Consider the following 1,865-nt stretch of genomic DNA (forward strand, 5'->3'; position numbering starts at 1 on the left):
CTAGGTGACTGGTGTTAAACGCGGGTTGATCGGTGGTCCGGTCAACCCGTGTGTGTTTTGGCGGCTTGTTGGCTGGCGTGAAGGGGGTAGTCGCGGGGCTGGCTGATCGGTGGCTCAGCGGGCGGCTGTGGGGCTGAGGGCTGTTGCTGGGCTGGATGACGCCTGGTCGGGGTTCTTTCTGGTGGTTAGGCGGGGGCCCGGCCGAGCTGGCTGCTGCCGGTGAGGCCGAGGGTGGCGAGCCGGGCCAGGTTGGTGGCGGCGGCCAGGAGTTTGAAGTCGGCGGCGACGCGGAGCAGGCCGCGCATGCGGGCGCGGCGGCCGCCGTGGCGGCGGCGCATGAGGTGGGCGATCTTGCGTTCGACTTTGGGGCGGGTGGCGCGGTAGTCGGCCCGCCAGGCTGGGTCGGTCTGCCGGGTCCGGGCGGCCGTGAGGTGGGTTTCCCAGCGGCTGATGGTGATCTGCCGGCCGGTCTTCGACTCGGTGCACTGCGTGCGGAGTGGGCAGTCGGTGCAGGCCCGGCCGAAGTCGGCTTTCCCGGCGTGCCGGTCGTGACCGGTGATCGGGCGGATCGCGATGGTGACCTGGTTCGGGCAGGTGACCGTGCCGGCGGCGAGGTCGATGGTGAACTGGCCCTTGGTGAACTTGCCACCTGGCGCAACCGGTGGCTGGACCTTGGTCTTGGCGTCGATCCCGGCAGTATGCAGGCGTTCGAGTACTTCACCGGCGCCGTAGGCCGAATCGCCGTAGACCGCCGCGTCGGCTCCGGGTGTGTCCTGATCGCCGGCGGGGGTGGTGAGGTCGGTGGCCGGGCCGGCGTCGCCGGTGTTACCGGCAGTGACCTCGGTGGCGGTGATGATCTCGCTGTCCGGATCGACGGTGATATGCCCTTTGTAGCCGTCGAAGCCGCGGTGGCTGGTCTTGTGCCCGTGCCGGGCCTGCGGGTCGACGGTGGAGATCACTCGGTCCGCGGCGACTTTGCGGGCGATCCGCAGCACCCCGTCGTCACCGGTTTCCAGGTCCTGGCCCAGCACCGTGGCCAGCAGCCGCATCGCCTTGGTGACCGCCTCGGGCAGCTTCTTGCGGCCGTCGAGGGCGGCGAGCAGGGCATACCCGTCCCGGGCCCTTGAGTCGATCAACGCTTCCCGGACGGTCTTGTCGTCCCAGTCCATGACCGGTTTCGCCGTGCTGGCGTAGTCGTCGCCGCTGGTCAACACGGCCCGCAGTTCGATGGCCAGGTCGCGGCCGGCCGCGGTGAGCAGCCCGCGGACCGCCGAGCGGATCAGCGTAATCGTGTCCATCGTGGCGACCGCGTCATACAAAGGGGTCGAGTCAAGCACCCGGCGCCGTCCCAGCAGCCCGGCCTCCCGCGCCGCCGTGAGAGCAACCTCGAAAATTCGGTCCGGGTTCGCCGAGCGGCGCAGCCGTTCGCGCATGTCAACCAGGACCGTGTGCGCGAACCCGGCCCGCGAAGCGCCGTCCCAGCCACCGGCCCCGGCCGCGTACCGCCAGCGGACATCGAACGCGAACCGGTCGACGGCCTCGCGGTCCGACAGTCCTTCCAAACGCTGCAGCACCATCACCGTCGCGACCACCGACGGCGGCACCGACCGCCGCCCGACCTGCGCGAACAGATCAGCAAACAAGCTGTCCGGGAACAACCGGTCGCGGTGATCGTGCAGGAACGCGTAGATCGAGTTCGCCGGAAGGGTCTCAGCGCAGAATCGGCTGACCGGATCGAGGAGGTCCAGCTGCTGCGACGCTCTGCCCAACGTCATCCCAGCAAACTACTATAAATAGATGCAGAACGATGACCGCCACGCCGGTGGCAGCCACCGTTTAACACCAATCACCTAGGCCGTGTCTCC

General features: G+C 68.9%; 1 protein-coding gene. It reads right to left on the reverse strand.

Annotated elements, in window-relative coordinates:
- Nucleotides 1–185 precede the first annotated feature (185 nt).
- Entirely contained in the window at nt 186–1,775 is a 1,590-nt protein-coding gene (locus tag ABZ793_RS34640) for an IS1182 family transposase (protein ID WP_357465213.1), read from the reverse strand.
- Nucleotides 1,776–1,865: the final 90 nt, after the last annotated feature.

It is taken from the genome of Micromonospora sp. NPDC047465, assembly GCF_040643125.1.
Classification (GTDB): Bacteria; Actinomycetota; Actinomycetes; order Mycobacteriales; family Micromonosporaceae; genus Micromonospora.

What these genes read in the sequence shown, in the direction of transcription:
- ABZ793_RS34640 (WP_357465213.1), bottom strand. Translation starts at nt 1,775, where the DNA reads ATGACGTTGGGCAGAGCGTCGCAGCAGCTGGACCTCCTCGATCCGGTC.